Origin of the sequence: Bradyrhizobium sp. i1.15.2 (genome assembly GCF_040548425.1) — a bacterium.
Taxonomy (GTDB): Bacteria; Pseudomonadota; Alphaproteobacteria; order Rhizobiales; family Xanthobacteraceae; genus Bradyrhizobium; species Bradyrhizobium canariense.
The window spans coordinates 93,744-118,810 of sequence record NZ_JBEPRQ010000004.1; the positions used below are offsets into that span (position 1 = coordinate 93,744).

A 25,067-nucleotide genomic window follows, 5' to 3' on the forward strand; every position below is an offset into this window, starting at 1 on the left:
TTGGATGCCCGTATGGACCACGAAAAGGTCAACATCCTCCTCGTCGACGACCAGCCGGCCAAGCTGCTCGCCTATGAGGTGATCCTGAAGGATCTCGGCCAGAACCTCGTGATCGCCTCGTCCGGTCGCGAGGCTCTGGAGGTGCTGCTCAAGACCGAGATCGCGGTGATCCTGGTCGACGTCTGCATGCCCGAGCTCGACGGCTTCGAGCTCGCCGCGATGATCCGCGAGCACCCGCGCTTCCAGAAGACCGCAATGATTTTCATCTCGGCCATTCAAGTCAGCGACATCGACCGCCTGCGCGGCTACGAGATGGGCGCCGTCGACTACGTCCCGGTGCCGGTCGTGCCGGAGGTGCTGCGCGCCAAGGTCAAGGTGTTTGCAGAGCTCTATCGCAAGACGCGCGAACTCGAACGGCTGAACCAGGATCTCGAGGACCGCGTGCGTGCACGCACCGCCGAGCTGGAGAATTCCACTGCAAAGCTGCGCGAGAGCGAAGAGCGGCGCAGCATGGCGATCGCCGCCGGCAAGATGGGTTCCTGGGACTGGGACTGGATCACCGGCGACTGGATGTGGGACGAGGGACAATACCGCATCTTTGGTGTTGGCCCGGAGAGCTTCGAGGTGAACCCGGCCAACGTTCAGGCGCTATTGCATCCGGATGACGTCGATCAGTTGCGCAAGGCGATCGCCGAATTCAACAAGGGCACACGCTCCTATGAAACGGAGTTCCGCATTGTCCGGCCCGACGGCGATGTGCGCTGGTGTGTAGGCACGGCCGCCGCCACGGTTGACGATAGCGGTCGGGTCATGCGCGTCAGCGGCGTGACGGTGGACATCACCGAACGCAAGCGCGCCGAGGAACGGCAGACTCTGCTGGCGCGGGAAGTCGATCATCGCGCCAAGAATGCGCTGGCGCTGGCACAATCGATCGTGCGCCTCACCCGCGCCGACGAGGTCAAAGCCTATGTCAGCGCCGTCGAGGGACGCATCAATGCACTGGCGCGCGTGCATACGATCCTGTCACTGTCGAGCTGGCAGGGTGCCGAACTCTCGAAGCTGATCGACGAGGAGCTTGCGCCCTATTCCCTCGGCGGCCAGATCAAATTGGCGGGGTCCGAAGTTCAGTTGCTGCCGGCGACCGCCCAGACGCTGGCGCTGGCGCTGCACGAGCTTTTCACCAACTCGGCGAAGTATGGCGCGCTCTCGACGCGGACGGGACGGCTCGCAATCGGCTGGCAGGTCGAGGACGAGCTGCTCACGCTCACCTGGGAGGAATCCGGCGGCCCGCTCGTCATGACGCCGAAATCCCGCGGCTTTGGTACGCGGAGCCTGCTTGCGAGCGTCGAGTCCCAGCTCGGCGGGCAGGCGCGATTCGATTGGCGCGCCGAGGGTCTGTTGTGCCGGCTCGAGGTGCCGCTGGTCCGCAAGACCGCCGCGACGACCACGCCCGGCAACTTCGAAGCCGCGAGCTCCGCCGAATTGCAGCGCGCGTCCGGTTAACCGGAGGCCGCACTCTTCCTGCGCTGCGTCGTTTGCGGTTCGCGCGCGACCCGCCCTTCGAGCCAGGCTTCCGTTTGGGCGAGATCGCGCAGCGCCTTGGCATAGCGGCGCGCCGCGCTTCGCTCCGCGCCGCGGGGCAGTTTGCGCGCTTTGCGGAGGATGTCCGCAGCGGCGTTGCGATAAGCCAGAGAGCGATAGAGAAAGACCACCTTACCCATATCGAATGTTCCCGTGTTGCAGGGTCATTCTCGCCCACCCGGCATGAACGTCGGATGAAGCGGGCGATAACGATTCCTTCATGCGGATGGAACCGGCGCGTGTCGCAGGCGTTGCTTGCGAGATTGGGATAGAGTTCCATGCGCGCGAAGAAGTCGTCGGACCTGATCTCTCCCAGCGGGCTCGTCAAGCTGATGACGCACGCGATGATGGGCGCAGCCTTGGGACTCGCTTTCAGCCTCTTGCTCGTGCTGTCCAATCCCGGCGTCGCCAATTTGCTGAGTCACGGCGGAAGGCAGGCCGTTGTCGTTTTCGCCCTCACATTGGTGACGACGTTCGCGATCGGCGCAACACTGACCGGGGTCGTATTCATCCTCGAAGAGGACAAGCAATCTTGAAGGATGCGTGCTTTACCGGAACTTCTTTGTTCGGAACTCCTGCGACCAATGGCAGTTGGCTGCCTGCGTCAATTCAACTCAGGGAGTTCCCGCATATGAAGACCACCAAGCTCGCTCTTGCCGTGATGTTGGCAACCGGCCTCGCCGCCGCACCGTTCGCCGTGCAGGCCAAGTCGCACAAGGCAAAACACGGATCCTCGATGTCATCGTCGCAGACCACCACGGGCGCCAACACCAAGTCTTCCAAGGGTGCTGATCCCTCCGGTCAGGGCGGCTCCGGCCCCGGCTCCGACCAGGGCGGCACCATGACGAACAACAAGGGCGGCATGAGCAACACCAAGTAGGTGTTCCCCGAAATCATGAAGGCCCCGCGATCGCGGGGCCTTTTGCTTTGGTGTTCAAACGAACTTTTTCTCGGGCCGCTTCGTCGACATGCGGTATCGACGAGCCCCGCACGCGCGTTACGCCAAGGCTCAGCTACGATGGCCGCCCAGGATGTCAGGGTGGACGCCCGCAGGATCTGATTTCACCAGATGATCGAGCCGTGCCCGCTTGCGGGCGATCAAGAGCTGGGCCGCGGCGTCGTCGAGCCCCTCGCGTTGCAGCTGCCGGATCGCAGAGCCCAGTTCGAGAATCTCGGCGCGCAGCTTTAGAATCCGGTACACATCCGGGTCTTCCTCCACCGTGCGCTCCCAAAGCTCTCAGCGGCGCGCGACCACGCGCAGAGGACTACCTGCTGCCTTCGCGGAACGAAGGCGCATCCTATCGCGGACATTCGGCAGGACATCGCCGCCACCTGCAGCCTTCCATTCGCCGATCAGCAGATTGATTTTCCGGCGCAGATCCATCTGCGCCAGGGCCTTCTCTGTGCAGTCCCGATCGCGCTCGACGAGCTCGCGTACGGACACCTCGATATCGGCCATTTCCAGCCTCAAGGCGCTGATTTTACGTCGAATTTCATTAATTCTATTGTCCATGACTTGTTAGAACAAAATAAGAACATATAGTCAAGTCACGATTTCAGAAGGGAGAAGCGATATGCAGGTTCAGGGCAAATACGACGCCAAAGCTTTCCTCACCGAGCAGATGACGCGGGCGCAGGGCCTCCGGCTGAAACGGCTGAGCGAAGAGGCGTATCAACCCGCGCAATATGCGCGGGATCTGTCCTCCAGCGAGGCAGCGCGGCGCATTCAGGTGCTGGAAGCGGAGATCGAGCTGGCGGATTCGTTCTAGGCTAGGCCGCGTATCCGGGACGTTGCTTGCGCTTTCGGAACTATGCCTGTCTCGGATTGTTTTCCCAGGCCAAGGGAGAACATGCATGGCACGCAAGGCAAAGAAGCGCCGCTACTCGCGCAGCTCCGGCAGCGATGTCGAAGGCGAGATGAAGCGCTACAAGAAGGGGACCGCGAAAAGCGGACCTGGCGGTCGAGGCGGACGCGTGAAGAGCCGCAAGCAGGCGATCGCGATCGGCCTGTCGAAAGCGCGCAAGAAGGGCAAGAAGGTCCCGAAGAAAGCCGCAAAACGGAAGTCGTCCAAGAAGACATCAAAGAAGACATCTCGGAAAACTTCCAAGAAGAGTTCGAAGAAAACGTCGAAGCGCAAATCCTCCAAACGGTCGCGCTGACCTCCGTCAGATCATGCTGCCCGGCATGAAGCAGCGGATCGACACACCGAACGCGGTCTTCACCGGCCACACCATGGTGCGGCCGGCCCGGTTCGGCTCGGTGATCACGGCTTCGTCCGGTACCTCGACCCATTCGCCGTCGAGCCGCACGCGATAATGTCCATTGTGCGAGTCCCAATCGGGATCGGCGACGGCAAACCCGTCCGCATCCGAGCAGCACGGACCGAGATGGCTGCGCAGGCCGTCGAACCACGGCTTGAGAGGTGAGTCCGCGTAGCGGCCGTCGTCACGCCCGAGAGCGTTTCCGCCCCACAGCACGAACGGCGCCACGAGCAGCGCAGCCGTCAGCGAGAGCTTCAATCGATCCATGTCGGCACCGATCAAATACGAATTGCCGGCCGGCTCAGCGGCGGCAAGTTCGAAGTTCCACGCTTGCAATCGTCGGCGGCTTCATTGCCGCCGAGTCCATACGAGATCCGTAATTGTGATGAACGAACACGGCTTTTTCGGACGAACCGGGTCATCCTCCCTGCCGTTAACGAGAATGTTATCGGCGGGCATCCGAAATCCTGACGGCGAACAGGAAAGGCGGCCCGTAGGCCGCCTTTTTGGAGTTGCGCCGATCGACGTTCGACTTATGCGAGCGGCACCGCCACGAACCGGGTCGCCTGCGCGCTTCTGACTTGCAGCAGCACGCTGCGCTTGCCGGACGATTTCGCCTGCGCCAGCTCCGAACGGACATCGCCGATATTGGCGACGGCCTTGCCGCCCACATTGAGGATGACGTCGCCGGTCTGGATGCCGCGTTGCGCGGCCGGCCCTTGCGGATCGACTTCGGTGACGACGACGCCCTTTTGGCCGGCGCCCTGGACGTCCCCGGCCGGAGCCAGGCTGAGGCCGAGACGCGGCGGCATGCCGGCATCTGGCTGCGACTTGCCCTCGTCGGCTCTAGCCTGTCGCTCGTTCGGCAACTCGCCGAGCGCCAGTGTCACCGTCTTGTTGTCGCCCTTGTGGACGACATCGAGCTTCACGGACGTGCCTGGCGCCAGGGTGGCGATGGTGCGGGCGAGATCGCGGGAATCCTTGATCGCGGTGCCATTGACGGCGGTGATGACGTCGCCCGCCTCGATGCCCGCCTTCGCTGCCGGGCTGCCGTCCTGCGGATTGTCGACGATCGCGCCGCGCGCCTCCTTGAGGCCGAGGCTGTCGGCGATATCCGACGTCACCGGCTGCACCTGCACGCCGAGCCAGCCGCGTGTGACCGCGCCCTTGTCCTTCAACTGTGCGACGACGAGCTTTGCGGTCGAGGCCGGAATGTCGAAGCCGATGCCGACCGAGCCGCCGGAGGGCGAGAAGATCGCAGTGTTCACGCCGATCACGTTGCCATTCATGTCGAAGGCCGGGCCGCCGGAGTTACCCTTGTTGATCGGCGCGTCGATCTGGATGAAGTCATCATAGGGACCGTTGCCGATGTCGCGGCCGCTGGCCGAGACGATGCCGGCGGTCACGGTGCCACCGAGGCCGAAGGGATTGCCGACCGCGACCACCCAGTCGCCGATACGCGGCTTCTGGTCGGAGAATTTGACGAACGGAAAATCCTTCTTGCCTTCGACCTTGATCAGCGCGAGATCCGTCTTCGGATCGGTGCCGACCACTTTCGCGCTGTAGATGGTGCCGTCGTCCATCGTCACTTGCACCGACTCGGCGTGATCGACGACGTGGTTGTTGGTCACGGCGTAGCCGTCCGCGGAGATGAAGAAGCCGGAGCCCTCACCCGTGATCATCTGGCGGTGCTGGCGCGGCATGCCTTCCATGCCACCCGGGCCGCGGAAGCCGAATTGCCGTGAGAACTGGTCGAACGGCGATGCTTCGTCCGAATCCATCCGGTTCTGTTGCAGCATCGCGCTCTTGTCGTTGTCCTGGTCGATCCTGACCCGGACCGAGATGACGGCGGGTTTGACCTTGCTGACGAGGTCGCCGAAGCCCGGCGGTGTCGCGGCGCTCTCCGCGGCCTGGGCGGGCGCAATGAAGGAGTTCGCGCTGAACGGCGAAGAGCCGGGGGCAGTCGCCAGCACGGCCAGGCCAAGCGCGGCCACGGTGCCGAGCAGCGCGAGCCGGCGCGGTCTCAGGATCTTGCGGGACGCGGTGGTGTCGGAATTGACGTGATCGTTCATGTCGATATGTCCATGTTGGGTAAGTCGCCTTGGACCCAACATGGTGGTCGCCACCTTACAGCGTCCCGTCCACGCGATTAAATCTTGGCAAAGTAGCCGAGGCCGGCGACACGGCCAAAAGTCGAGACTGCACGTTTGATGCAGCTCAACGCGGGCGCTGCGCACCGTGAAAGACTGCAGCTACCGGATGATGTCCATCGGAGGCGCGTCATGTACAAAGACATTCTCGTCCACATCCCTACCGAGCGGCCGATGCGCCCGGTGATCGATGGCTCGATCTCACTCGCAGCGGGCCTCAACGCCCATCTCGACGCAGTCGCGGTTGGTTATGTGGCAACCAGTGCGGCCTACGTCATGGAGGGCGGCGCTGCGGTGGCGGCGGTGTTCGAGATGGAGCGCGAAAGCGCAGTGGAGCGGGCCGAGGCGGCGCTCGCGGTGTTCAAGAGCGAAGCGATGAACGCCGGCATTTCCTACACATGCCACCCACTCGGGGCGATGCCGGGGGATGCGGTCGGGTTGCTTGGCGAGATGGCGCGGCTGCACGATCTCAGCATCGTGCTCCAGCCGGATCCGGCGCAAGGCTCACTCGACAACGATGTGCCCCGCGAGATCCTGTTCCAGGCGGGCGGCCCGGTGCTTTTCCTGCCCTACACCTTCCATGGAGCGTTCAAGGCGAAACGGATCGGCATCTGCTGGGATGGCAGCCGCCTCGCCGCGCGCGCCATGCGCGACGCCGCACCATTCCTGGCTCGCGCCGAGGAGATCGTGATCATTGCGATCAACGAAACAGATATGGTTCCCGACGAAGTCTCGACGCGCAATCTGGCAAGGCATCTCGGCCGGCGCGGACTGTCGACCCGCACCGTCAACCTGTCGGCGGCGCGCTCCGACATTCAGCCGACCATGCTGTCGCTGGCAGCCGATGAGAACCTCGATCTTCTGGTCATGGGCGGCTACGGCCATTCGCGATTGCAGGAGCGGTTCCTCGGCGGCGTCACCCGCGCCATGCTGGAAGCCATGACGGTCCCGACGCTGATGTCGCATTAATCGAGGGACGACCAGGTCGGGCCGGTCACAAGACCTGTCGTTCGGGCTGACAACCGCGTCCTTGAGCGGTGCCGGCACCGGCAAGTTCAGGTCGTCTTCGAACGAGTTGGCCCGTCACGCCGCGGCGGGCCTCTCCCACGCCGAGGCCTCGACGCCGTCCTCGTCGTGTTGCGCATTGCACGCGTCGAAATGCGCCTTGAGTTCGACTTCGGCGAGATATTCGAAATGTTCGGCCTGACCGAGCAGTTCCCAGCTCTGGAGCGGCCGGTAGGCGGCCTGCTGACGACAGAGGGACGCTAGCGCGCGGTAGCGACGTACGTTGTCCATGAGACCCTCCCTCGCATTCATAGAGCTTATTGCCCTTATTTGCGTCAGGGCGATGGCGGTTGTGCAAAAGATTTGCTGCGCCCGCCGCGCGCTTGACCCGCTTGATTCTAGGCAAACGCGTGTTGGGCCGAAAGTTCCAATCAGCGTAGACTCAATATGTCTGGTGGAAAGTGGCAGGCCCTGGCACAGCCCATTCGGGTACCGGCTCGCTCCGCCTGTATCCGGTAGCCTACCGGATGAGCGCGGGCTCACCGGTCCGGATCGTCTGCGCCGAACTATGTTGCAGCTCCGGAACCCTGCCGGCTTCCGCAGCAGCGCGGATGGCGGCGATGTTGCCGGCATAGTCTGCGCTGCTCTTGCCGCGAAACACGGCGGAGCCCGCCACAAGCGTATCGGCACCCGCAGCGGCCACGGCAGCGGCATTGTCGCGCGTGATGCCGCCGTCCACCTCGAGCCGAATCGACCGGTCGCCGATCATGCTTCGAATACGCCCGATCTTCTCGAGCTGGGACTCCAGGAAGGACTGGCCGCCAAAGCCCGGATTGACCGTCATCACCAGGACGAGATCGAGACGATCGAGCACATATTCGATCGCGCTTTCGGGAGTGGCGGGACACAGGCTGACACCGGCTTTCTTACCGAGCGCGCGGATGGCCTGGAGCGAGCGATCGAGGTGCGGACCGGCTTCGGCATGCACCGTGATGACATCCGCGCCGGCCTTCGCGAACGCCTCGAGATAGGGATCGGCCGGCGCGATCATGAGATGCACGTCGAATATTTTCTTCGTCAGCGGCCGGATCGCCTTGATGACGTCCGCGCCATAACTGATGTTCGGAACGAAATGCCCATCCATGACGTCGCAATGAATCCAGTCGGCACCCGCAGCGTCGATCGCCGCGATCTCCTCGCCGAGGCGGGCGAAATCCGCAGCCAGGATCGACGGCGCGATGAGGATTTCTCTGGTCATGGCTTCGCACTCCCCTGCGCGTCCGCAACGCCGCTAAACACGCGGCTCGCCAGGACGTCCATGGGATCGATCGTTTCGAGGTCGGCGATCTCGAGCATGCGATCGAGATCGGATACCAGGCGATCGGCCTGCCGCAGGCGGATGCGGTCGACGGCATTGCGGATCGAGCGTGCATTCGAAAAGAACGGCTGGGTCCGGCGTAGCGCAATGTATTTCTCGAAAGCTTCGCGCGCCGCCGCCGACAAGCGATAACCCCGTTCCTTCAGCATCAGCTCCGCGATGACGAGCAGCTCGGCTTCCGCATAGTCCGGAAAGTCGATGTGATGGGCGATGCGCGAGCGGAAGCCGGGATTGGAGGCGAAGAAGCTGGTCATTCGCTCGCCATAGCCGGCAAGGATCACGACGAGGTCTTCGCGCTGGTTCTCCATCACCTGGAGCAGAATCTCGATCGCCTCCTGGCCGTAGTCGCGCTCGTTGTCGGGACGGTGCAGATAATAGGCCTCGTCGATGAACAGCACGCCGCCCATCGCCTTCTTCAGGATCTCCTTGGTCTTCGGCGCGGTGTGGCCGATATACTGGCCGACGAGATCGTCGCGCGTCACCGAGATCACCTGCCCGCGCCGCACGAAGCCGAGGCCGTGCAGGATCTTTGCCATGCGCAACGCGACGGTCGTCTTGCCGGTGCCGGGATTGCCGGTGAACGACATGTGCAGCGTCGGCGGCGACGAAGCCAGTCCCGCACGCTGCCGGATACGTTCGATCAGCAAGAGCGACGCGATCTGGCGCACGCGGTTCTTCACCGGCTTCAATCCGATCAGCTCCTGCTCGAGCTGTTGCAGCGTGCCGGTGATTCCAGCCGCTTCGGCCTCCTTGCGGAGATCGAAACTGGTCTCGCCGGGTTCAGTGGTCATTGCGTGGGGAACATCCAGCATCGGCACCTCGAAGAAAAGGGCTTCGCCGCGGGGGAGCGGCGAAGCAGTGGTCCGCCAAGGAAACGGAGCAGGGAGTGCTCCGCGCGGAGGAGAATGAGTTAGGTTGGCGCGTGCGCGGGCTGCCGACGCACGGTGGTGTAGCGGATCGCGCGTCCACCCACCTCCTGCCGCACCAGCTCGAACTCGGCCTCCTGCGGCGGGCGGTTGACGATGAAGGAGATCCGCACCGATTCCCAGCCATGGCTGGAGTCGAAGCCGCTGAGACGGATGTAGCGGTCGCCATACACTCTGCGGCATTCGGTGAGCTCCATCATCACGCCGGCGGCGTCCTGGAGATCGAACATCGGCAGGCCCCACATCTCCCAATAGGTATTGCGGGGATGCGGATCGTCGGTGAACTCGATGTTCACCGCCCAACCGTTGGTCAGGCAATACTGCACCTGCTTGGTGATCTGGTCGTCGGTCAGATCGGGCAGGAACGAGAAGCAGCCTTGGGTCAGCTTCATGTCAAATCTCCTCAAACGGTTTCGAGCGCGGTCGGCACGAAGTCCGGCGTGTCGGTGGATTCATAGTTGAAGGTCACGTCCTTCCAGACCTCGAGCGCAGCTTTCAGCGGCGTGCAGGTCTCGGCCGCCCTGGCCAGGATCTCCGGACCTTCGTGGACGTAGTCGCGCCCCTCGTTGCGGGCGAGGATCATCGCCTCCAGCGCCACGCGGTTGGCGATCGCGCCGGCCGCGATGCCCATGGGATGGCCGATGGTGCCGCCGCCGAACTGCAGCACGACGTCCTCGCCGAGCAGGTCGAGCAGCTGGTGCATCTGGCCGGCATGGATGCCGCCGGAGGCGACCGGCATCATCTTGTTCAGGCTCGCCCAGGACTGGTCGAAGAACAGGCCGTGTTCGAGTTTGGTCGGGTTGAAGTCCTCGCGGCAAACATCATAATAGCCGCGCGTGGTGTTCGGATCACCTTCGAGCTTGCCGACCACCGTGCCGGCATGGATGTGGTCGACGCCGGCAAGCCGCATCCACTTGGCGATGACACGGAACGACACGCCGTGGCTCTTCTGCCGCGTGTAGGTCGAGTGACCGGCGCGATGCAGATGCAGGATCATGTCGTTGCGACGCGCCCATTTCGCCATCGACTGGATCGCGGTGTAGCCGATCACGAGGTCGATCATGACGATGCACGACCCGAGCTCCTTCGCGAACTCGGCGCGCTCGTACATGTCCTCCATCGTTCCCGCGGTGATGTTCAGGTAGGTGCCCTTCGCCTCGCCGGAGGCCGCCTGCGCGCGGTTCACCGCCTCCATGCAATAGAGGAAGCGGTCGCGCCAGTGCATGAACGGCTGCGAGTTGATGTTCTCGTCATCCTTGGTGAAGTCGAGCCCGCCCTTCAGCGCCTCGTAGACCACGCGGCCGTAATTGCGGCCCGAAAGCCCGAGCTTGGGCTTGACGGTGGCGCCGAGCAGCGGCCTGCCGAACTTGTCGAGCCGCTCGCGCTCGACCACGATGCCGGTTGCCGGTCCCTGGAACGTCTTCACATAAGCGACGGGGAAGCGCATGTCTTCCAGACGCAGCGCTTTCAACGGCTTGAAGCCGAACACGTTGCCGATGATCGAGGCCGAGAGGTTGGCGATCGAGCCCGGCTCGAACAGGTCGAGGTCATAGGCGATGTAGGCGAAATACGAGCCCGGCGTGCCCGGCACCGGATCGACGCGATAGCATTTTGCGCGATACTTCTCCGCGGCGGTCAGGCGATCGGTCCACACCACCGTCCAGGTCGCCGTCGAGGATTCGCCGGCGACAGCGGCCGACGCCTCGATCGGATCGACGCCCTCTTGCGGCGTGACGCGGAACAGCGCGATGACATCGGTGTCCTTTGGCACATAGTCAGGCTCCCAATAGCCCATGCGCTTGTATTCCATCACGCCCGATCGATATCTTTCCTTGCCGCGGACGGTTCCTGCGTGTGCGTTCATGGCTCTCTCCTGCTCTTCTCTCTCTGAATGATTAGGCTGCGACAGGCTCGCGGGCGTCGACGCTCGGATCGAGTTCTCCGGCGCGGTAGCGCCGCGCCATCTCGCTCAAGGGAACGACCTTGATCCGGCTGGCGTGTCCTGCGGTCCCGAACTGCTCGAAGCGCTCGCGGCAGAGCTCGCGCATCGCATCCATCGCCGGCTTGAGGAATTTGCGCGGATCGAACTCGGAGCGCGTTTGCGCCGCGACCTTCCGGAACACCGCGGTCATTGCGAGGCGACAGTCGGTGTCGATATTGACCTTGCGCACGCCGCTCTTGATGCCGCGGACGATCTCCTCGACCGGCACGCCCCAGGTCTGCGGCATCTCGCCGCCGAACTGGTTGAACATGTCCTGGAGCGGCTGCGGCACCGAGGACGAGCCGTGCATCACGAGATGCGTGTTCGGCAGCCGGCGATGAATCTCCTCGACCACCCGCATCGCCAGAATGTCGCCGTCCGGCTTGCGGCTGAACTTGTAGGCGCCGTGCGAGGTGCCCATCGCGATCGCGAGCGCATCGACCTTGGTGGCGCGGACGAAGTCGACCGCCTGGTCGGGATCCGTCAGCAACTGATCATGGCTGACCGTGCCTTCGACGCCGTGGCCATCCTCCTGCTCGCCGCCGCCATGCTCGAGCGAGCCGAGCACGCCGAGTTCGCCTTCAACGGAAGCGCCGACCCAATGCGCGAGATCGACGACGCGGCTGGTGATCGCAACATTGTAGGCGTAATCGGCCGCGGTCTTGGCGTCGGCCTTGAGCGAGCCGTCCATCATCACCGAGGTGAAGCCATGCGCGATGGCGGAGGCGCAGGTCGCCTCGTCGTTACCGTGGTCCTGGTGCATGCAGAGCGGGATGTCCGGATAGGTCCGCTCCAGCGCGTCGATCATGTGCGAGAGCATGAGGTCGCCGGCATAGCTGCGCGCGCCGCGCGAAGCCTGGATGATGACGGGCGCATCGACCTCGGCCGCCGCCTGCATGATCGCGATACCCTGCTCCATGTTATTGATGTTGAACGCCGGCACCGCGTAACCGTGACTGGCGGCGTGGTCGAGCAGTTGGCGAAGGGTGATACGGGCCACGACAATTCCTCCTGTTATTGCTTGCCTGTGCGGGCCATCGCCCGCCGGGCGGCTTCCGCAACGCTTTGCGGCGTGATGCCGAATTCGCGGTAGAGCACGGGTGCAGGCGCCGAGGCACCGAAGCCGCGCATGCCGACGAATTCGCCATCAGTGCCGATCCAGCGATGCCAATCGCCGGCGACTGCCGCCTCGATGCCCACCCGGGGCACAGTGCCGAGCACGGCAGCGCGGTAGTCCTCCGGCTGCTCCTCGAACAACGCGAAGCAGGGTGCGGAGACCACGGCCGCGCGGATATGCTCGGTGGCAAGCAGGCGAGCCGCTTCCAGCGCAGTCGAGACTTCCGAACCTGTTGCAATGAGCGTCACGTCTCGGCCGCCGTCCGGCGAAACAATCAGATAGGCGCCGCGTGCGACGCGGTTTCTTCCACGGACATCGCTGCGGAAGGTCGGCAGGGCCTGACGGGACAGGCACAGCACGGAGGGACGATTTTCAGCTTGGAGCGCGCAGTCCCAGGCTTCCAGCGTCTCAACCGCGTCGGCCGGCCGGAACACAAGCAGGTTCGGAATGACGCGAAGCGCTGCGAGATGCTCGACTGGTTGATGCGTGGGGCCGTCCTCACCGAGACCAATGGAGTCATGGGTCATCACATGAATGACGCGGATCCGCATCAACGCCGCAAGGCGGATCGCCGGCCGGCTGTAATCAGAGAAGGCGAGGAAGGTGCCGCCATAGGGAATGAAGCCGCCGTGCAGCGCGAGGCCGTTCATCGCGGCCGCCATGCCGTGCTCGCGGATGCCATAATGGATGTAATCGCCGGCGAACGCGTCGCGCTTGACCGGGGTCTGCGCCTTGGCATGCGTCAGGTTCGAATGCGTGAGGTCCGCCGAGCCGCCGACAAATCCGGGAATCGTCCCTGCGATGCCGTCGAGCACCTGTTGCGACGCCTGCCGCGTCGCAAGCTTCGGACGCTCGGTGGCAAAGCGTTCGCGCAATTTCGCCGAGGCTTGGGCATAGGCGTTCGGCAGGGCAACCGTCTTGCCCTCGACAAACAGATCGCGCTGCTCGGGCGTCGCGCATTCATAGCGATCGAGCCAGGCGAGACGCGCGACCTGCCCGCGCTGCCCGATCATCCGCCATGCTTTCAGGATCGGGATTGGCACCACGAAGGGCTGATAGTCCCAGCCGAGCGCTCGCCGCGCCGCTGCCGCCTGCTCGGTGCCGAGCGGCGCGCCATGCGCCTTCTCGGTGCCCTGACGATCCGGCGCGCCATAGCCGATGATGGTGCGGCAGGCGATCAATGACGGTCTTGTGCTCTCACGCTCCTCGGCGATCGCCTGCGCAACTGCTTCGGGATCGTGCCCGTCGACACGGCGAACCGACCAGCCGGAGGCAGCGAAGCGCGCGAGCTGGTCGTCGGAGGTCGCGAGCGAGGTCGGGCCGTCGATCGAGATGCCATTGTCGTCGAACAGCACGATCAGGCGGCCCAGCCCGAGATGGCCGGCGAGCGAGATCGCTTCCTGGCTGATGCCTTCCATCAGGCAGCCGTCGCCGGCGATCACATACGTAAAGTGGTCGACGAGGCCATCGCCATGCCGCGCATTGGCCATGCGCTCGGCGAGGGCCATGCCCACCGCGGTCGCAATCCCCTGCCCCAGCGGACCGGTCGTCGTCTCGACGCCCGGCGTGTGGCCATATTCCGGATGCCCCGGCGTCTTCGAGCCCCATTGCCGGAACGCCTTGATGTCATCGAGGCTGAGGTCGCCGCCGGTGAGATGGAGCAATGCATAGAGCAGCATCGAGCCATGGCCCGCCGACAGCACGAAGCGGTCGCGGTCCGGCCAATTGGGGTGAGCCGAGTCGAATTTCAGGAAGCGCGAGAACAGCACGGTCGCGACATCGGCCATGCCCATGGGCAGGCCGGGATGGCCGGACTGCGAGGTCTCGATGGCATCGACCGCGAGAAAGCGGACGGCATTGGCGAGATCGTTGTGCGTGACCGCCGTGAGGTCGGCATCGGCGTGGACGGAGATGTTCATCGGATCCTCCCCTCGTTCACTTCAGGTTTCGCTTGCGCTCGATCAGCTGCATGATCAGCGGCGTCAGGATGAGCTGCATGGCGAGATCGAGCTTCGCGCCGGGGCAGACGATCGAATTGGCGCGGGACATCCAGCTTTGCGGCAGCATCGAGAGCAGATAGGGGAAGTCGATGCCGCGCGGATTCTTGAAGCGAATCACGACCATCGATTCATCCGGCGTCGGGATCCAGCGCGCGATGAATGGATTGGAGGTGTCCACCGTGGGCACGCGCTGGAAGTTGATGTCGGTTTCGGAAAATTGCGGGCAGATGTAGTGGATGTAGTCGGGCATCCGCCGCAGAACGGTGTCGGTGACGGCCTCGGTCGAATAGCCTCGCGCACTGCGGTCGCGATGCAGCTTCTGGATCCATTCGAGATTGATGACGGGCACGACGCCGATCTTGAGGTCGGCATAGCGCGCGACGTTGACCTTGTCGGTGACGACCGCGCCGTGCAGGCCTTCGTAGAACAGCAGATCGGAGCTCTCCGGCAGTCGTTTCCATTCGGTGAAGGTGCCGGGTGCGGCACCATGCAGCGCGGATTCCTCGGCATCGTGGACGTAGTGCCGCGTCATCGCCGTGCCGGTCTCGCCATAGTCGCGGAACGCCCGCTCCAGCTCCTCGAACAGGTTGGTCTCGGGGCTGAAATGGCTGAAATGCCTGTTGCCGCGATCGGCCTCCTTCGCCATCTGCGTGCGCATTTCCGCGCGGTCATAGCGATGGAAAGCGTCGCCTTCGATGTAGGCGGCGTTGACCTTCTCGCGGAAGAAGATCTGCTCAAAGGTCTTCTTGACCGACGTGGTGCCGGCGCCGGAAGAGCCGGTGATGGAGATGATCGGATACTTCCTGGACATAGGATGCCTCGCTCACAGCCGGAAGAAGCCGCGCCGCGCGAACAGCGGTGCGGAGACGCTGGCGACCAGCAAGGGATCGCAATGCAGCTCCTCGACGCGCTGCACCTCGTTGCTCGAGCCCATGATCAGCGGCACGCGCTGGTGCAGGCTCTGCGCCGAGAGTTCGAGGATGCGCTCGCGCCCGGTCGAAGCCGAGCCGCCGGCCTGCTCGATGATGTAAGCCATCGGGTGCGCCTCGTAGACGAGGCGCAGGCGGCCGTCGCCATAACCGGGCCGTGCATCGGAGGGATAGAGGAACACGCCACCGCGGGTGAGGATGCGATAGGCCTCGGCAACCAGCGAGCCGACCCAGCGCATGTTGAAATTGTGATTGGCCTGCCCTTCCACACCGGCGAGGCATTCGTCGACGAAGGCGCGCACCGGCTGTTCCCAATGCCGGCGGTTCGAGGCGTTGATCGCGAACTCCTCGCAGGTCTCGGAGATCTGCACGGCGCTGCGGGCGAGACGGAAGCAACCGGACTTGCGGTCAAGCGTGAAGATGTCGACACCCTCGCCAAGCGTCAGCACCAGCGAGGTCTGCGGACCATAGGTGACGAACCCCGCCGCGAGCTGCGCCGAGCCGCGCTGATGGAAGGCGAGCGTGAGATCATCGGGCGCGGGCAGGATCGAGAAGATCGTGCCCACGGTCATGTTGATGTCGATGTTGGAGGAGCCGTCGAGCGGATCGATCGCGACGCAGATCTTCGCCGCGCGGTCGCCGATCTGAGGTTCGCGCATCTCCTCTGATGCCAGTGCCGCGATCGGCAGCTTGCCGAGGCAGCGGCGCAGGATCGCGTCGGCCTGCACGTCGAGATCGCGCTGGACGTCACCGTCGCTGTTACGGCCGGTGGTCAGGCCCGATGCGTCCGCAAGGTCTCCCGTCGCGATGAGATCGGCGATCTCGATCGCGGCTGCCGCGATGGCGTCGACCGCGGCCGCCACGGCCAGCGCATGCGGCGCCGTCTCGGAATACCGCTGAAGGTGGTCGTCCAGCCTGAGTTGCCCGGTCATCTGCGTCCATCCCCTTGCTGGTGCCGTATCCAGTTCCCTCCCCGCTGGAGGTCCGGTGCGGTCAGTGCCAACAACGATGAGATTGACAGGGGCGGCTTAATAAGGAAAATTTCTATTCATAATGAGTGCCAAAGAATTATCTTATAATGCCTCGGCACAGCTCCGGCATCTGACGATCCGGCAGCTTCGCTCGCTCGCGGCGCTCGCGGCCAAGGGCAGCGTCACGGCCGCATCGACCCAACTCGGCCTGACGCAGCCGGCCGTGACCCAGCAACTGCGCCAGCTTCAGGATCTCGCCGGACTGCCGCTGCTGCAGCGGACCGGCGACGGCATGCTGCTGACGGAGGCGGGCAAGGAGGTGCTTACCCTCGCCGAGCGGGTCGAAGCCGCAATCGCCGACTGCCAGGGCGCGCTCGACCTGCTTGCGGGGCGGACCGGCGGCACGGTGCATCTCGGCGCTGTCTCGACTGCAAAGTATTTCGTGCCGCACGCGATCGCGGCATTCTCGAAGCGGTATCCGAAGATCGAGCTCAAGCTCACGGTCGGCAATCGCGAGGAGATCCGCGAGGCCATGCACGGCTACGATCTCGATTTCGCGGTGATGGGTCGGCCACCGGCCGATGTCAGCGTCGACGTCCGGCAGCTCGGACGCAATCCGCACATCATCGTCGCCCGCAGGGGGCACTGGCTGGAGAAGGATTCCGGCCTCAACCTGACCGACCTCGTGCACGAGACCTTCCTCACCCGCGAGCCCGGCTCGGGCACGCGGACACTGATGGAAGGCATGTTCCAGAGGTCGGATCTCGAGCCGATCATCGGCATGGAGATGAGCAGCAACGAGACCATCAAGCAGGCTGTCATCGCCGGGCTCGGCATCGCCTTCATCTCGGCCCACACCGTGGCGCACGAGCTCACCGAGGGCCGGCTGATCGTGCTCGACGTCGCGGGCCTGCCGATCGTGCGGCAATGGTACGTGATCCGCCGCAGCGACAAGGTGCTGTTGCCACCGGCGCAGGCGATGTTCGATTTCTTGGGATCGGAGGGGTCGAACTATCTTCCCGAATTGCCCGAACTCGGCGCGCGATAGCCCGTCGAATTTCAGCCCATCAGCTTCATCGCGACCGTGGCCGCGAGAATGACGATGATCTGGAGCAGGCGCTCGGTCGTGAAGATGCGGTTAAAGGTGGTCATCGCTTGCCCCGGCCGAATTGGGATGTCTCGGTCGGGACGTTGCTAGCACAGGCGGGCGTCGAGAGAACTCCGTAATCGCCCCGTGGTCTCCGTACGCAACCCGACGACCGGCCCCTCGGCGGGCCTGCCCAAGGCCGCGCCGATGGTTAACGATCAGGCCGCACGCGTCGCGGCGTAGTCCATCCGCGCGGCAAAATAGGCTTCCAGCTCCAGCAGCGCCCGCGCTTCCCAATCCTTCGCCTGCTCGAGCAGCGACCAGCTCTGGCCCGGACGGAATGCAGCGGTCTGGCGATAGAGCGACGCGATACCGCGGTAGCGACGCACGTTCTCCAAGATGGCGTGACCGGTGATTTGGCCGTTCATGTCCGAAAACTCCCTCGTCATTCCCGGGGGAGAAATTGCGGCCAAATCTTTTTCGAAAAGTTAGCGCCGCACAGCAAGCGTGCGAATGGTTTCCGGACTGTTGCCTGCGCGCAACGTGCGCGACCGCGCAAGGCCGATCTATTGCGAATTCGTTGCCGCGCTCTCGCTCCGCGGCTTCAACCCGCCGCGGCTGATGATCGCCATCGTCGCACGGCAGAGATCGGCAAGGCCGATCACCAGCACGGCGAGCAGGCAGAACAGCTTGATGGAATCGGCATGCGCGCTGGTCAGCGAATTGAACTCGAAGAAGGGCGGCATGAACGCCCACCACACCAGCGGAATTGTAAGCACCGCGGCGAACGCCGCCGCCGGTGCGCCCGCGACAATGCCGAGCACGAACAGGCTGGGTAGGAACGCCGCGAAATAAAGTTTTGCGCCGAGCGCAACACAGACGCCCTGAAGCGCAGCCGACATCGCGACAACGACGAATCCAAGCAGAAACGCCTGCCACGACCATGGTCGTACCCGCGGTACGCCAACCAGCCCCGCACGCCTCATCAGCCTCCCCCTGCCGCCCGTTAACCAGGCTCGCTTGCGACCAAAGTACTACAGCGGCAGGGAAACTGCGAGGTGGAAATTGCCGGCCGGACGGCCTTGGTAAACGGGCCGAATCGCGCAATCTGGACCACCGCGGCCGCTACTCGGTGGCCGCATAGATCAGCCCTGCGACGGGCAACGCGAGGCCAATGGCCGATGCGAGCGTCCAGCCGCCTTGCGCAAACGCCCAGGCGCCGACCGCCGAGCCCGCCGCGCCCGCCGTGAAGAACGTCGCCATGTAGAGGCCGTTGAGGCGGCTGCGGTGCTCATGCCCCAGCGCGAAGATCGCGCGGAAGCCGAGCACGACGTTGCCCTGCACGCCGATGTCGATCGCGATCGCGGCCACGACCAGGCAGGCGAGGTTCAGCACCGATCCGGCCGCGCCGACATGCGTGATCAGGAAGCCCACGGCCGCGAGCAGCAGCGCGACCAGTGTTGCCATGCGGCTGTGGCCGCGATCGGCAAGCCGCCCCGCGATCGGCGCCGCGAACACGCCGGCGACACCGGCGAGCGCGAACAGCGCGATGCCGCTCTGGGTGAAGCCGAACTCGCTCGCGAGCAGCAGCGGCGTCACGGTCCAGAACAGGCTGAAGGCGCCGAACAGGCTGGCCTGGTACAGCGCGCGGCGGCGCAGCAGCGGCGTGGTCCGCGCCAGATGCGGCATCGACAGCAGCAACTCGCCGTAATGCATCCGCGCGACCGGCTTACGCTTCGGCAGCGTCATCCAGAGCACGGCTGCGAGCACGATCATCAGCGCGGCCGAAGAGAAGAACACCGCGTGCCACGACAGCATCGCCGTGACGAAACTCGACACCGGCCGCGCCAGCATGATGCCGAGCATCAGGCCGGTCGAGACGTTGCCGACGACGCGGCCGCGAATGGCTGCCGGCGCCAGATGCGCCGCATAGGGAATGATGATCTGCACCGCGACCGAGCCGAGCCCGATGAACAGCGCGGCGATCAGGAAAGGCAGCGCGTGGGACGCGAACCCCGCGGCGAGCAGGGCTGCCGCGCCGAGCGTGATGACGGAGCAGATCAGGGTACGGTTCTCGACGAGGTCGCCGAGCGGCACGATGAAGAGAAGCCCCACGCCGTAGCCGATCTGCGTCATGGTGACGATCAGCCCCGCCGCTTCATGCGACAGGCCGAGCGCGGCGCTGATCGGGGCGATCAGCGGCTGGGCGTAATAGATGTTGGCGGCGACCATGCCACAGGCCGCGGCAAGCACGAAGGTCAGGAGCTGCGACACCGCATCCGGATCCGGCGCGGTCTCGATCGTGGCATTCATCGTCATTCACACAGTCTCCGAACTATAGGAAACGCTTGTTCCCTAATATGACAAAAAATTCAGGCGAGCAGCTTCATCGCGACAGCGACCAGGCGCTTGCCGTCGAGCGAAAGGCGCGCCTTGCCGACGACGCGCAGGCCCTGCGTGATGCAGATCATCAGCCGCGCGGTGTCATCGGCGGCGACATGGCGGGGTATAGAGCCGTCGGCCTGCCCCTCGCGAATGAGGCCGGCGATGAAGCCTTCGTTGGTTTCCAGCCGCGCGCTGACGAGGGCGGCGACCACCGGATCGACCGCGGACAATTCGACGGCGCTGCCGACCACGAGGCAGCCGCGCCGCCCCTCGCTGCCCTGGGAATGCTCTACATACGACAGCAGCATGTTGCGCAGCCGCTCGCGGCCATTGGCGCCTTTCGCCGCCGCGCTACGCGTCTGCTCCTGGCGCAGAGCCACGTAGCGCTCGAAGGCGGCGAGAAACACCGCATGCTTGTCGCGAAATGCCTTGTAAACGCTGCCGGTCGCCAGCCGCATCGCCGTGGTGAGATCGCCGATCGAGGTGGCATGGTAGCCGCGCTCGGAAAACACGCGGACGGCCCTGTCGAGCGCGGTGTCCATGTCGAACTCCCGGGGACGGCCGGGCGGACGGGCAATCGGCTGGGATTTGCGGGCGGTCTTTTGCATTGCGGAATAATAGGGAATGATTGTTTCCGAATAAAGACACTTGGTTGTGATGAGATCACGGATCAAACTGATGGCTCAGGCGTCGTCCTGGCGAAGGCCAGGACCCATTATCCAGGGAGGGGTTTGGCGGACATTCGTTCGGTGGGATTGATACCGCGTCAAATCGCTTGACCTCGCGGTATGGGTCCTGGCCTTCGCCAGGACGACATTTGAGATTGTTGCGCCTGACTGCCGCGACATGGCCAATTCCGAGCGAAGCACGGGATAGCATCGCCTCTAAGCGGCGGCGGACTGACAGGGGGCGACACAGGAAGTCCCGTAGCCCGGATGGAGCGCAAGCGTAATCCGGGAAGGTGCGAACGCCGCGCGAGCGGCCCCGGGTATCGCTACGTTCACCCGGGCTACAGGAGATCACCCCGTCGTTCGCACCGGCGTTCCATCCGCCATCATGGTCACGCCCTTCCGTTCGACAATCATCCCGTACGCCTGCGGCTGACGGTGAACGTCGAAATTGAAGGTGGTGCGCTTGTAGGAGTTGCAGAGATCGAGATCGCAGCGCGCGAGCGCGATCTCGTCGCTCTTGGTCGTGCATCGCGCGATGATCTCGCCGGAGGGCGCGATGACGCAGCTTCCGCCGATGTGGTCGACGCCCTCCTCGACACCCGCTTTGGCGACGCCGACCACGAAGGTGCCGTTCTGGTAGGCGCCGGCCTGCATCACCAGATGATTGTGAAACAGCGAGAGATCGTCATGCTCGGGCGCGGGCGGATTGTGCACCGGCGTGTTGTAGCCGATCATCACCATCTCGACGCCCTGCAGGCCCATCACCCGATAGGTCTCGCTCCAGCGGCGGTCATTGCAGATCGCCATCCCCATCACGCCGCCAAAGGCCTCGGTCACGCCAAAACCATCGCCGGGCTCGAAATAGCGTTTTTCCAGATGCTGGAATTCGCGCCAGGGCTCGTGCTCGGCATGCCCGGGCAGATGAACCTTGCGATATCTCGCGACGATGGCGCCGCTCTTCTCGACCAGGATCGAGGTGTTGTAGCGCCTGACAAGTCCGGCCTCGACCGTCAGCTCGGCATAGCCAAGGTAAAATCCGATGCCGATCTCGCGCGCGAGATCGAACAGGCCTCTCGTCTCCCGCCCCGGCATCTCCCGCTCGAAGAAGCTGTCGATCTCGGCCTGGTCCTCGAAATACCAGCGCGGAAAGAACGTGGTCAGAGCGAGCTCGGGATAGACGATCAGGTCGCAACCGTTTGCGTGCGCCTGGCGCATCAACGCCATCAGGCGCGCCACGACCGCGGTTCTGGTCTCGGTCCGCGCCACAGGGCCAAGCTGGCCGGCCGCAACAGTTACAAATCTCGCCACGAATCTTTCCCTCGTCCGCTTCCCGGGTCAGGTCGCGGCAGAGCCTATCGCGCGATGCGCCGCGCGCACAGCCTCGCTGTCCGGCACGGTGCCCAACCGAGAGGCAGCCCGACCGTTCCGCGGGAAGCGCCGAGGATGAATTGGGATTGATCGCATCCACGTCGCGCGCAAACACCCTCACGGGGCGCCACTCACCATTCTGCGGCGACGGGCTCGTTGAAGAACTGACTGCGCGCCACCATGCGCGACGGCTGGCGGCGCCGATGCCGCTCCGCGACGCGCTTGTTCGGAGAGGCCGCCTTGGCCTGCCTGGGCTCCGCGGCGGGCTGCGCCGCCGTGGCAAATGCCTGGCGCGTACCGTCCGGCGCGACTGGCGCCGCCGCGTCTGACGTTGACGCCACAGTTTTGGTCAACGGAATCTGTCGCACGTTGGTGTCGAAGACGATCTTCTCCGGCCAGGTCTGTGCAGAATGAATTCGGGCGATCGAGAGGTCCGGTCCGGTTTCGGCGGCGGCGCTTACGGGGCCGGCGAGGTAGTAGTCAGCGAGGTACAGGAGGGCGAGCAGAGCGCCGCCGGTGAAGACGAAATAGCGGATGAGCGGCATGGGTCCCTCGATCGCCTCGTTGTCGAGGCCCCTGCAGCAACGGGAAAACGTGGCAATCGTTCCGGTGCGCCGTCGAGCAATCGCGCGAGACGCTCAGCCGCCCACTGGCATTCCGCTTGCTGCACGGCAGTCAAATCCCTCAGACCCGCAGTGGGTCTGTCTCATCGTGAGGCGATCATGCACCCGACGTCCCGTTTCGAAGCGACCATGCCGACACAGCTCCACGCATTGATCTCCGACCTGCGCTGGCGCCTGCGAATGATCGACGCCGACATTCTGGAGGAAGAGCGGAAGGCTGGAATCTGCGATCCCCAGAACGTCGCCTACCCCATGCTCGCGCACAACCTGCGGGCTCGGCGCGAGAATATCCGGGTGAGCGTCGCCATTCTCGAAAGCCGGCTTGAAAAGCAATCGACCGAGTGGCCGCGCGCGGCCTGATGCGGCGACGGGCCGAGCTCCAGACGCACGCTAACACGAAGGAACTCCCGTTGCCGATCTGCAACGGTTCCCGTCCGTCTGAAGCCGGACAAAAGAAACTCCCATTGCGGCCACGAACCCCTCTCACAACGCCGTGAGACGAGCAGGGGAACGACGATGCGTGCGCAACGAGTCTGGGTGGTGAACGGGGCTGCCAGCGTCGAGCAGTTGCAGACCAGATTGGACGATCTGAACAAGCGGCTCGGTCAACTCGAGACCCAGCACCCCGAGAGCTGGAAAGTCGAAGAGCTCAGATCGAGCGCCCTCAGCCTGTCGCGCGAAATCGACGATATCCGCTGCGCCGAGGCGACGGCCGCACTGAGCGAGCTGCTGCGGAAATAGCCGCGGTTCGCGATTCGCCCGTCGCGCAAGGAACCAACGCCGCCTCCCCGCCATTGCCATGCCGAGCATGGGAGCAAGATCATGACCAGGCACCTGACGCGGGCCGATCTCGTGCGCGGCGTGGCCGGCGCGGTATCCACGCTGGTCCTGTGCGCGACGATGGCCTTCACCATCGCGCGCCACTTCGCGCTGTAGAGCATTTGGCGCTGTGAGGTATTTGCGATGACGTCCGACCCCGAGGAATCGGTCAGGCTGCAAGGCTACGGCGAGATGACGTTGCGCACAGCCGTCGCGACGCTAATGGCGCTCGCACCAGGCGAACGATCCGACGCAGCGATCTTCCGCGTCCGCGATGGCGTGCGGCTCGCATCGAGCGAGGTCGCAGAGCTAGCGTCGGAATGGGGCATCACGCCAACGCCGGAGATCAGGTCTCCGAACCTCGTCCCGGAGCAACATTGGACACACGTCGTTCGCGGCATGGTGCGCGAGGCGCCGCTGCCGGCGCTGATGGTGGCGTTCATGATCGGCGTGCTGGTGGCGCGGCGGTAGTCCTCTGACCTAGCTTACAACGCCGAATCATTGATATCGGCAAATGCCGAGCCATGCCGCTCACACAAGCCGCCCTGCCCGGCCAAATCGGCCGTGGACCCGCCCCGAAAATCGTTGCAAGAAGGCGCTCCCGGGCGCCGGCGGCCGGTCCGCCAAGCCATTGGGAACGAGCCTTAGGAAAACGTTGACTTTTGGAAGAATGGTCGGAGTGGCAGGATTCGAACCTGCGACCCCTGCGTCCCGAACGCAGTGCTCTACCGGGCTGAGCCACACTCCGACAAGAGGCCGGCTTATAGCGTCGGGTTTGGCGCACCGCAAGCGGCCGAGCTGAGGAATCTTATCCCTGTGAAAACGGGTCTTGAAACGCTGATTTTACCGGCCGGCGAGGCTGGCGCGGAGGCTGCCGCCCGGACATTGGCCGCCGGCGGGCTGGTCGCGTTCCCGACCGAAACGGTCTACGGGCTCGGGGCGGATGCCGGAAATGCCGGCGCGATCGCCCATCTTTACGCCGCCAAGGGGCGGCCGGCCTTCAATCCGCTGATCGCGCATGTCGCCGACCTCGCGGCCGCGCGCAGGATCGGGCGATTCGACGCCTGCGCCTCGCGCCTTGCGGAGGCGTTCTGGCCGGGGCCGCTGACGCTGGTGGTGCCGAAGACGGAAAACTGCCCGGTGGCCGAGCTTGCCACTGCGGGCCTCGACACGGTCGCGATCCGCATTCCGGCCCATCCGGTGGCGCAGGCGATCCTGCGCGCCTTTGGCGGGGCTGTGGTGGCGCCGTCTGCCAACCTCTCCGGCCACGTCTCGCCGACGCTGGCAGCTCATGTCGAGGGCGACCTTGCGGGCCGGATCGACCTGATCGTCGACGGCGGGCCGGTTACGGTCGGCGTCGAATCGACCATCGTCGGCTGCTTTGCGGCGCCGATGCTGCTGCGGCCCGGCGGCCTGTCACGCGAGCGGATCGAGGCCGTGCTCGGCGCACCGCTGGCGCGACTGCCGGCGGAGGCCGACAGCGACGACAGCCAGCCGCTGGCGCCGGGCATGCTGGCCTCGCATTACGCGCCGCGCGCCCATGTGCGGCTCAATGCGCAGGACGTCGCGCCGGGCGAAGCGCTGCTGGCGTTCGGCCCCGCGCGCCTGCCTGGCCTGGAGGCCGCTGCCGCGGTCATGAATTTGTCGCCCAGCGGTGATCTCGATGAAGCCGCCGCCAATCTGTTCGGCTATCTTCGCGCCCTCGATGAGAGGCGCCCGCGGGCGATCGCGGTGATGACGATCCCCGAGGAGGATCTAGGCGAAGCGATCAACGACCGGCTGCGCCGGGCGGCCGTGGCGAGATAAGAGCGAAG

Annotated in this window: 31 protein-coding genes and 1 tRNA gene; 11 read left to right on the forward strand and 21 right to left on the reverse strand. The window is 64.6% G+C overall.

Features of this window, described 5'->3' with window-relative positions; all coding sequences use genetic code 11:
• The first annotated feature begins 12 nt into the window (after window positions 1–12).
• Window positions 13–1,503, forward strand: coding sequence for an HWE histidine kinase domain-containing protein (locus tag ABIB80_RS10285; RefSeq protein ID WP_219678622.1), 1,491 nt, complete (start codon window positions 13–15; stop codon window positions 1,501–1,503).
• On the opposite strand, the gene ABIB80_RS10290 is transcribed toward ABIB80_RS10285, so the two are convergent.
• Window positions 1,500–1,721 carry a hypothetical protein gene (locus tag ABIB80_RS10290; RefSeq protein WP_007594788.1) on the reverse strand — a complete coding sequence of 74 codons (222 nt, stop codon included), beginning with the start codon at window positions 1,719–1,721 and terminating at the stop codon, window positions 1,500–1,502. The two genes, ABIB80_RS10285 and ABIB80_RS10290, sit on opposite strands and share 4 nt — an antisense overlap.
• Window positions 1,722–1,859: 138 nt before the next feature.
• Here ABIB80_RS10290 and ABIB80_RS10295 point away from each other — a divergent pair, with 138 nt between their 5' ends.
• Together ABIB80_RS10295 and ABIB80_RS10300 are read left to right on the forward strand one after the other, a co-directional pair.
• On the forward strand, window positions 1,860–2,117 hold the full coding sequence (locus tag ABIB80_RS10295) for a hypothetical protein (RefSeq protein ID WP_007594789.1): 258 nt from the start codon (window positions 1,860–1,862) through the stop codon (window positions 2,115–2,117).
• A 95-nt stretch (window positions 2,118–2,212) separates the two neighbouring features.
• Window positions 2,213–2,461, forward strand: a complete 249-nt coding sequence (locus ABIB80_RS10300) for a hypothetical protein (protein WP_007594791.1) — start codon at window positions 2,213–2,215, stop codon at window positions 2,459–2,461.
• Window positions 2,462–2,590: 129 nt separating this feature from the next.
• On the opposite strand, the gene ABIB80_RS10305 is transcribed toward ABIB80_RS10300, so the two are convergent.
• Together ABIB80_RS10305 and ABIB80_RS10310 are read right to left on the reverse strand one after the other, a co-directional pair.
• The gene (locus ABIB80_RS10305) at window positions 2,591–2,800 is read right to left on the reverse strand and encodes a hypothetical protein (protein WP_219678625.1); all 210 of its coding nucleotides are present in this window, start codon (window positions 2,798–2,800) and stop codon (window positions 2,591–2,593) included.
• A gap of 18 nt (window positions 2,801–2,818) precedes the next feature.
• Window positions 2,819–3,040 carry a hypothetical protein gene (locus tag ABIB80_RS10310; protein WP_007594795.1) on the reverse strand — a complete coding sequence of 74 codons (222 nt, stop codon included), beginning with the start codon at window positions 3,038–3,040 and terminating at the stop codon, window positions 2,819–2,821.
• 115 nt (window positions 3,041–3,155) lie between these two features.
• Between ABIB80_RS10310 and ABIB80_RS10315 the strand changes: the two genes are divergently transcribed.
• Both ABIB80_RS10315 and ABIB80_RS10320 read left to right on the forward strand, forming a co-directional pair.
• Window positions 3,156–3,350, forward strand: a complete 195-nt coding sequence (locus tag ABIB80_RS10315) for a DUF3072 domain-containing protein (protein ID WP_211397231.1) — start codon at window positions 3,156–3,158, stop codon at window positions 3,348–3,350.
• Between the two features lie 85 nt (window positions 3,351–3,435).
• A complete protein-coding gene (locus ABIB80_RS10320; protein ID WP_354127338.1) occupies window positions 3,436–3,741 on the forward strand; it encodes a DUF6496 domain-containing protein in 306 nt (101 codons plus the stop codon).
• Between the two features lie 6 nt (window positions 3,742–3,747).
• On the opposite strand, the gene ABIB80_RS10325 is transcribed toward ABIB80_RS10320, so the two are convergent.
• The gene (locus ABIB80_RS10325; RefSeq protein ID WP_007594801.1) at window positions 3,748–4,110 is read right to left on the reverse strand and encodes a hypothetical protein; all 363 of its coding nucleotides are present in this window, start codon (window positions 4,108–4,110) and stop codon (window positions 3,748–3,750) included.
• Window positions 4,111–4,376: 266 nt separating this feature from the next.
• Window positions 4,377–5,915: a Do family serine endopeptidase gene (locus ABIB80_RS10330; RefSeq protein ID WP_354127339.1), complete on the reverse strand. Its 1,539-nt coding sequence runs from the start codon at window positions 5,913–5,915 to the stop codon at window positions 4,377–4,379.
• Between the two features lie 210 nt (window positions 5,916–6,125).
• Between ABIB80_RS10330 and ABIB80_RS10335 the strand changes: the two genes are divergently transcribed.
• A complete protein-coding gene (locus ABIB80_RS10335; RefSeq protein WP_007594814.1) occupies window positions 6,126–6,962 on the forward strand; it encodes a universal stress protein in 837 nt (278 codons plus the stop codon).
• A gap of 114 nt (window positions 6,963–7,076) precedes the next feature.
• On the opposite strand, the gene ABIB80_RS10340 is transcribed toward ABIB80_RS10335, so the two are convergent.
• The 9 genes from ABIB80_RS10340 to ABIB80_RS10380 all read right to left on the reverse strand — a co-directional run bounded on the left by ABIB80_RS10340 (window position 7,077) and on the right by ABIB80_RS10380 (window position 16,261).
• Window positions 7,077–7,289, reverse strand: coding sequence for a hypothetical protein (locus ABIB80_RS10340; RefSeq protein ID WP_354127340.1), 213 nt, complete (start codon window positions 7,287–7,289; stop codon window positions 7,077–7,079).
• A gap of 229 nt (window positions 7,290–7,518) precedes the next feature.
• Window positions 7,519–8,256: a ribulose-phosphate 3-epimerase gene (gene rpe, locus ABIB80_RS10345; protein WP_354127341.1), complete on the reverse strand. Its 738-nt coding sequence runs from the start codon at window positions 8,254–8,256 to the stop codon at window positions 7,519–7,521.
• Window positions 8,253–9,188: a CbbX protein gene (gene cbbX / locus ABIB80_RS10350; protein WP_007594831.1), complete on the reverse strand. Its 936-nt coding sequence runs from the start codon at window positions 9,186–9,188 to the stop codon at window positions 8,253–8,255. The genes rpe and cbbX overlap by 4 nt, the downstream gene beginning before the upstream one ends.
• Window positions 9,189–9,286: 98 nt before the next feature.
• Window positions 9,287–9,694: a ribulose bisphosphate carboxylase small subunit gene (locus ABIB80_RS10355; RefSeq protein WP_354127342.1), complete on the reverse strand. Its 408-nt coding sequence runs from the start codon at window positions 9,692–9,694 to the stop codon at window positions 9,287–9,289.
• Window positions 9,695–9,705: 11 nt separating this feature from the next.
• A complete protein-coding gene (locus ABIB80_RS10360; RefSeq protein WP_007594836.1) occupies window positions 9,706–11,166 on the reverse strand; it encodes a form I ribulose bisphosphate carboxylase large subunit in 1,461 nt (486 codons plus the stop codon).
• A 31-nt stretch (window positions 11,167–11,197) separates the two neighbouring features.
• Window positions 11,198–12,283 carry a class II fructose-bisphosphate aldolase gene (fba, locus tag ABIB80_RS10365; protein ID WP_007594838.1) on the reverse strand — a complete coding sequence of 362 codons (1,086 nt, stop codon included), beginning with the start codon at window positions 12,281–12,283 and terminating at the stop codon, window positions 11,198–11,200.
• 14 nt (window positions 12,284–12,297) lie between these two features.
• Window positions 12,298–14,319: a transketolase gene (gene tkt, locus ABIB80_RS10370; RefSeq protein ID WP_354127343.1), complete on the reverse strand. Its 2,022-nt coding sequence runs from the start codon at window positions 14,317–14,319 to the stop codon at window positions 12,298–12,300.
• A 16-nt stretch (window positions 14,320–14,335) separates the two neighbouring features.
• The gene (locus ABIB80_RS10375; protein ID WP_354127344.1) at window positions 14,336–15,211 is read right to left on the reverse strand and encodes a phosphoribulokinase; all 876 of its coding nucleotides are present in this window, start codon (window positions 15,209–15,211) and stop codon (window positions 14,336–14,338) included.
• A gap of 12 nt (window positions 15,212–15,223) precedes the next feature.
• Window positions 15,224–16,261 carry a class 1 fructose-bisphosphatase gene (locus ABIB80_RS10380; RefSeq protein WP_007594848.1) on the reverse strand — a complete coding sequence of 346 codons (1,038 nt, stop codon included), beginning with the start codon at window positions 16,259–16,261 and terminating at the stop codon, window positions 15,224–15,226.
• 121 nt (window positions 16,262–16,382) lie between these two features.
• Between ABIB80_RS10380 and ABIB80_RS10385 the strand changes: the two genes are divergently transcribed.
• Entirely contained in the window at window positions 16,383–17,348 is a 966-nt protein-coding gene (locus ABIB80_RS10385; protein ID WP_007594850.1) for a LysR family transcriptional regulator, read from the forward strand.
• 257 nt (window positions 17,349–17,605) lie between these two features.
• Here the strand turns inward: ABIB80_RS10385 and ABIB80_RS10390 are convergent, their stop codons facing one another.
• From ABIB80_RS10390 to ABIB80_RS10415, 6 genes are all read right to left on the reverse strand, one after another.
• The gene (locus ABIB80_RS10390) at window positions 17,606–17,815 is read right to left on the reverse strand and encodes a hypothetical protein (protein WP_007594851.1); all 210 of its coding nucleotides are present in this window, start codon (window positions 17,813–17,815) and stop codon (window positions 17,606–17,608) included.
• Between the two features lie 138 nt (window positions 17,816–17,953).
• Entirely contained in the window at window positions 17,954–18,373 is a 420-nt protein-coding gene (locus tag ABIB80_RS10395) for a hypothetical protein (RefSeq protein ID WP_007594853.1), read from the reverse strand.
• Between the two features lie 139 nt (window positions 18,374–18,512).
• The gene (locus ABIB80_RS10400) at window positions 18,513–19,706 is read right to left on the reverse strand and encodes an MFS transporter (RefSeq protein WP_354127345.1); all 1,194 of its coding nucleotides are present in this window, start codon (window positions 19,704–19,706) and stop codon (window positions 18,513–18,515) included.
• Between the two features lie 53 nt (window positions 19,707–19,759).
• Window positions 19,760–20,380 (reverse strand): TetR/AcrR family transcriptional regulator, encoded by a 621-nt coding sequence (locus tag ABIB80_RS10405; RefSeq protein ID WP_035993264.1) that lies wholly within the window; start codon window positions 20,378–20,380, stop codon window positions 19,760–19,762.
• A 411-nt stretch (window positions 20,381–20,791) separates the two neighbouring features.
• Entirely contained in the window at window positions 20,792–21,751 is a 960-nt protein-coding gene (locus tag ABIB80_RS10410) for an N-carbamoyl-D-amino-acid hydrolase (RefSeq protein WP_354127346.1), read from the reverse strand.
• A 191-nt stretch (window positions 21,752–21,942) separates the two neighbouring features.
• Window positions 21,943–22,356 carry a hypothetical protein gene (locus ABIB80_RS10415; protein WP_354127347.1) on the reverse strand — a complete coding sequence of 138 codons (414 nt, stop codon included), beginning with the start codon at window positions 22,354–22,356 and terminating at the stop codon, window positions 21,943–21,945.
• Between the two features lie 258 nt (window positions 22,357–22,614).
• Between ABIB80_RS10415 and ABIB80_RS10420 the strand changes: the two genes are divergently transcribed.
• From ABIB80_RS10420 to ABIB80_RS10430, 3 genes are all read left to right on the forward strand, one after another.
• Entirely contained in the window at window positions 22,615–22,794 is a 180-nt protein-coding gene (locus ABIB80_RS10420) for a hypothetical protein (RefSeq protein WP_371261319.1), read from the forward strand.
• A gap of 156 nt (window positions 22,795–22,950) precedes the next feature.
• Window positions 22,951–23,175: a hypothetical protein gene (locus ABIB80_RS10425; protein WP_007594875.1), complete on the forward strand. Its 225-nt coding sequence runs from the start codon at window positions 22,951–22,953 to the stop codon at window positions 23,173–23,175.
• A 222-nt stretch (window positions 23,176–23,397) separates the two neighbouring features.
• Window positions 23,398–23,724 carry a hypothetical protein gene (locus ABIB80_RS10430; protein ID WP_219678648.1) on the forward strand — a complete coding sequence of 109 codons (327 nt, stop codon included), beginning with the start codon at window positions 23,398–23,400 and terminating at the stop codon, window positions 23,722–23,724.
• Between the two features lie 200 nt (window positions 23,725–23,924).
• Here ABIB80_RS10430 and ABIB80_RS10435 read toward each other — a convergent pair.
• Window positions 23,925–24,001 (reverse strand) — tRNA-Pro (locus tag ABIB80_RS10435).
• Window positions 24,002–24,069: 68 nt separating this feature from the next.
• Between ABIB80_RS10435 and ABIB80_RS10440 the strand changes: the two genes are divergently transcribed.
• Entirely contained in the window at window positions 24,070–25,059 is a 990-nt protein-coding gene (locus ABIB80_RS10440) for an L-threonylcarbamoyladenylate synthase (protein WP_354127348.1), read from the forward strand.
• Window positions 25,060–25,067: the final 8 nt, after the last annotated feature.